Origin of the sequence: Streptomyces sp. NPDC051582, from assembly GCF_040681715.1 — a bacterium.
Taxonomy (GTDB): Bacteria; Actinomycetota; Actinomycetes; order Streptomycetales; family Streptomycetaceae; genus Streptomyces.
In genome coordinates this window covers 1-4,809 of the sequence record NZ_JBFAZJ010000082.1, presented here as the reverse complement: position 1 = coordinate 4,809, position 4,809 = coordinate 1, and the positions used below count along the sequence as shown (strand labels likewise).

Genomic DNA, 4,809 nt, shown 5'->3' with positions numbered 1-4,809 from the left:
CGCCTCCAGACGCAGCCACTGGTCGTCCGTCAGATCTCCACGAGCCATCCGAAGATCGTTTCACGACCTTGATCAACATCTCAAACAGGCCCTAGGTCCCGGACGAGCAGGGGTCGCCCGGCCGCTCCCGAGGCGTCTGCGAGGGGACGTCCGCCCCAGCGGATGCCCTTCTCGCCGCGGACACGGGCGTGCCCGCGGCGCTGGGCTGCCAGCACGTCTGGGTGACGGGCATTCGCGTGCGCCAGCGCAGGTAGGCGTGCAGGGCCCTGGTCTGCACGGTGTGGTTGGCCTGGTTGGAGTTGGCGATGGTGAACTGCCGCAGCTGCCCGAAGTGCGCCTCGATCGGGTTGGACCAGGACGCGTACGTCGGCGTGAAGCACAGTTCGACGCGGTTCTTCTTCTTCGCCCAGGGGCGGATCGTCTCGCCTTTGTGGGCCAGGTTGTCCAGGATGACGTAGATCGGGCCGCTGTCTGGCCGGGCGGCCCGGATCGTCATGAGCGCGGCCAGTGTGTTCACGGCCCGCTTCTTCCGGCCGTTGACGCCCCAGAGCGTGTCGTCGCCGGCCGAATAGCAGCCGTGGAAGTACCTGACGCCGTGGGCGCGGCGGTAGGTCGCCGGGTGCCGCTCGGGGTGGCCGGCGGGGGCCCAGCCCGCACCGCCGATGGGGCGGATGCCGAGCGGGCCGAACTCGTCGAACGCGAAGACCCGGTCCGGGAAGCGGTCCAGTACCTCTTCGATCCGGTCGAGCTTTGCCTCGCGGCCGATGCGGATGCCCCGCCCGTGGACTTTCCGAAGGTAGGCCAGCAGTTTGCGGATGGACCAGCGGGTGAAGGGCTGGCTGAGTTTGGTCGGGCGGGTGGTGGCCGTCTGGACGAAGTTCTCGTCGTCAGGACTGAGCAGGCGAGGACGGCCTTCCGCGCACCGAGGGTCCAGACGGGCAAGATCGATCTCGTTGAACCGGTGGATCACATCCCGGACGGTGTCGACTGACGCCAGCAGCATCATCGCGCGTAGGAAACGCACCCGGATCGGACGTCACCTCACATCCAACCGCTCCGACCACCAACCCGGCGAACCAATGTGGTCAGAGCACTAGGGGCGTCTGCCGATCAGGCCGGATCCGGGAGCGGCGGCGGGCGTTGTCAGACCCCCGCGCAACGATCAGGGCATGACGATCACCAGGGGCGCTCCGGCCGGTTCCGCCCCCACCGCCCGAGACGAGTACGCCGACGCAATCGGGACCGCCATCCGGGCCGCCGCCCCCTCCTACCGCTCCGGCGACTCCCCGCTCGACGACGCGTCGTTCGACCTGCTCGTCTCCCTGATACAGGCGTACGAGGAGCGGTACCCCGCTCACCCCGCCGCCCGGCCTACGCCGGCGGCGCGGTGACGGTCAGGACGGGCGGGGCCTGGGCGGCGTACCGGTGGGCGCAGGGGTCGAAGACCAGCACCACCGGCCGGCCCGGGCACTGACGCCAGGAGACCCGCTCCGGTGCGCTGCCGCACACCGGGCAGCGCGGCAGCGGGCCCGGATCCACAGGCGCCCGGGGAGCGGGCACGAGCCGGGGCACGGTGTGCGGATCGCGCATGGGGGCTCCCTGGTCCGGCAGTGCTGTTCCAGGCACTGTGCCACGGCCGCCCCCTCCGGGGCACGAGGCGGATCATCCAGGAACTCGGCAGGTCAGAGGTACGTTCCCGGAGCAGACCCGCCGATCGCCGGCACGGCGGGCTTCCGCGGGCGCGGACACGGACGAAGGCGCCGGCGGGGCGGTGGAGCGTCCTCCTCCACCGTCCCGCCGACGCCTTCGCCTCCGCACGGCGGTCAGGCCGCCTTCGCGACCTCCGGGTGCTCCTGCAGCCAGGTGCGGACGGCCTGCTGCTCCTTGCCCTTGCCCGCGTCCTGGATCTTCGCCTCCAGGCCGGTCAGCTGGGCCTCGGTGAGCTTGAACGAGCGCAGCCAGGAGGCCACTTCCGGCTCGTCCGCGGCGAAGCCCTTGCGGGCCAGGGTGTGGATCCCGTCGCCCTTGCCCCAGGCCCCCTTGGGGTCCTGCAGCTTCTTCAGGTCGTACGAGGCGTACGCCCAGTGCGGCGACCAGAGCACGACCGCGACGGGCTCCTGCTTCTCGTAGGCCCGCTTCAACTCGGCGAGCATGCCGGGGGTCGACCCGTCGACGACCTGGTACTCGCCGTCGAGGCCGTACTCCTTGAGCAGTTTGCCCTTCAGGATCCCCATCGCGCCCGCGCTGGGCTCGATGCCGATGATCCGGCCCTTGAACCGGTCGCCCTTGCCCTTGAGGTCGGCGAGGGAGGTGACGTCCTTCATGTACGAGGGGACGGACAGCTCGATGGACGTCGGGCCGTACCAGGAACCCAGGTCGTCGAGCTTGTTCCCGTACTTCTCCCAGTACTGGGCCTGCGTGACCGGCAGCCAGGCGTCGGTCTGGAAGTCGACCTGGCCGCCGGCGAGCCCGGTGAACAGGGCGCCGAGCTCCAGCTGCTTGGCCTCCACCTGGAAGCCGCGGCGCTCCAGGAGCTCCTTCCACAGGTAGGTCGAGGCGATGCCCTCGTCCCACGGGATGTAGCCGATGCTGATCTTGCGCCCCTTGCCGATCGCGTCCGCCCCGGCGGCGGCCGGCTGCCCGGAGCCGCCGAAGGTGTTCAGGCCGCCCGCGACCAGGGCGAGGACCACGGCCCCGGTGACGGCGTAGGCGGGCTGGGGGCGGTGGTTCCACACCTTGGCCGCGCCGCTCGCGGCGGCCCGCGCCTTGGTGAGGGTGCGCCGGCCGAGCGGGGAGACCTGACGGCCCAGTGCCCCGGTCATCCGGTCCAGGTACATGGCGAGGATGACGATGGAGATGCCCGCCTCGAAGCCGAGGCCGATGTCGACGTTGCCGATGGCCTTGTAGACGGCGCCGCCGAGCCCGCCGCCGCCGACCATGCCGGCGATGACGACCATGGACAGGCCCAGCATGATGACCTGGTTGATGCCCGCCATGATGGTGGGCAGGGCCAGCGGCAGCTGGACGCGTACGAGGGTGTCGCGCGGGGTGGTCCCGAAGGCATCGGCGGCCTCGACCAGTTCCGCGTCGACCTGGCGGATGCCGAGCTCGGTCATCCGTACGCCGGGCGGCAGCGCGAAGATGATGGTCGCGATGATGCCCGGCACCACGCCCACGCCGAAGAAGATGATGCCGGGGATCAGGTAGACCATGGCCGGCATGGTCTGCATGAAGTCCAGGACGGGCCGCAGGACGGCGCTGACCCGGTCGGAGCGGGAGGCCCAGATGCCGAGCGGGACCGCGATCACCAGGGTGACGAGGGTCGCGACGAGGACCAGCGAGAGCGTGGACATCGCGTCGCCCCACAGGTCGACGGAGTCGACGAGTGCGAAACCGGCGAAGGCCAGGAGGCCGGCGAGCAGCCCGCGCAGCCACCAGGCGGCGACGGCGAGGATGCCGGCGAAGAGCAGCGGGGCGGGCGCGTCGAGCACGGCGTGGATGGCGTCGTACAGGCCGGTGACGAGCGCGCTGATGGCGTCGAACAGCCAGGACAGGTGGCGCTGGAGGAAGTCGACGCCGCTGTCGACCCAGGCGCCGAGGTTCAGGCGGGGCATCAGGCGGCCACCTCCGCGCAGCGCACCGGGGCGCGCTGTTCGTCGCCGATGAAGGCGACGAGGCGGTCCTGCGGTACGGAGCCCACGACGATCCCGGCGTCGTCCGTGACGGCGACGGCGTGCGGGACGCGCGCGCTGACCGCGCACAGGTCGGCGATCGGGGTGTCGGCGGTGACGCTGGGGCAGCCGCAGGCGCAGCCTCCGGCGACGGGGTCGGTCATCACGGCGTCGGCCGTGAGCACGCGCGAGCGGTCGACGTCCTGGATGAAGGAGGCGACGTAGTCGTCGGCCGGGCGGGTCAGGATGTCCTCGGCGGTGCCCTGCTGGACGATGCGGCCGTCGCGCATGACGGCGATGCCGTCGCCCAGGCGCATGGCCTCGTTGAGGTCGTGCGTGATGAACACGATGGTCTTCTTGAGCCGCTGCTGGAGCTCCAGCAGCTGGTCCTGCATGTCGCGCCGGATCAGCGGGTCCAGCGCACTGAAGGACTCGTCCATCAGGAGCAGGTCGGCGTCGGTGGCCAGGGCGCGGGCGAGGCCCACGCGCTGCTGCATGCCGCCGGACAGCTCGTCGGGCCAGGAGGTCTCCCAGCCGGCGAGCCCGCACAGCTCCAGCGCCTCGGCGGCGCGGCGCAGCCGCTCGTCGCGGGCGACTCCCTGTACCTCCAGCCCGTAGGCGGCGTTCTCCAGCACGCTGCGGTGCGGGAAGAGCGCGAAGTGCTGGAAGACCATGCTGATCTTGGTGGAGCGGACGTGGCGCAGCTCACGCCGGGAAAGGGTCGTGAGGTCCTGGCCGTCGAAGAGGATGCGCCCCTCGGTGGGTGCGAGCAGTCCGTTCAGCATGCGCAGCAGCGTGGACTTGCCGGACCCCGACAGACCCATGACGACGAAGATCTCGCCGGGCTCGACGCGGAACGAGGCGTCGATCACAGCGGCCGTCGTACCGTCGGCGCGCAGCTCGTCGCGGCTCGCGCCGGCTCGGAGCGCGCGCACCGCGGCAGCGGCGTCGCCGGGTCGCCTTCCGAACACCTTGTAGACGTGCTCGGCCTGGAGCGTGGACACATACACCTCGCGGGTCGTACCGGGAACGGCCTGCGCCCGGCCACGAGGGCCGGGGGGCGGGCCGGGGGGGGGTCGGGGTGCGCCCCCACCCCCGAAAGGGAGAGCAAAACACATAAAAACAATAACCGATATTT

4 protein-coding genes and 1 pseudogene are annotated in these 4,809 nt (G+C 71.0%); 1 reads left to right on the top strand and 4 read right to left on the bottom strand.

The features are described 5' to 3' along the window. Window positions 1–80: 80 nt before the first annotated feature. Window positions 81–1,006, bottom strand: a pseudogene (locus tag AB0M92_RS39060) (transposase). A gap of 163 nt (window positions 1,007–1,169) precedes the next feature. Between AB0M92_RS39060 and AB0M92_RS39055 the strand changes: the two are divergent. Continuing rightward, window positions 1,170–1,391 (top strand): hypothetical protein, encoded by a 222-nt coding sequence (locus tag AB0M92_RS39055; RefSeq protein ID WP_366107153.1) that lies wholly within the window; start codon window positions 1,170–1,172, stop codon window positions 1,389–1,391. Here the strand turns inward: AB0M92_RS39055 and AB0M92_RS39050 are convergent. The 3 genes from AB0M92_RS39050 to AB0M92_RS39040 all read right to left on the bottom strand — a co-directional run bounded on the left by AB0M92_RS39050 (window position 1,372) and on the right by AB0M92_RS39040 (window position 4,675). Further along, on the bottom strand, window positions 1,372–1,590 hold the full coding sequence (locus tag AB0M92_RS39050; RefSeq protein WP_366107152.1) for a hypothetical protein: 219 nt from the start codon (window positions 1,588–1,590) through the stop codon (window positions 1,372–1,374). The genes AB0M92_RS39055 and AB0M92_RS39050 overlap by 20 nt on opposite strands. Window positions 1,591–1,823: 233 nt before the next feature. Next, window positions 1,824–3,614, bottom strand: a complete 1,791-nt coding sequence (locus tag AB0M92_RS39045; protein WP_366107151.1) for an ABC transporter permease/substrate binding protein — start codon at window positions 3,612–3,614, stop codon at window positions 1,824–1,826. Beyond that, window positions 3,614–4,675: a betaine/proline/choline family ABC transporter ATP-binding protein gene (locus tag AB0M92_RS39040; protein WP_366107150.1), complete on the bottom strand. Its 1,062-nt coding sequence runs from the start codon at window positions 4,673–4,675 to the stop codon at window positions 3,614–3,616. Before AB0M92_RS39040 ends, AB0M92_RS39045 begins: the two co-directional genes overlap by 1 nt. Between the last annotated feature and the right edge of the window lie 134 nt (window positions 4,676–4,809).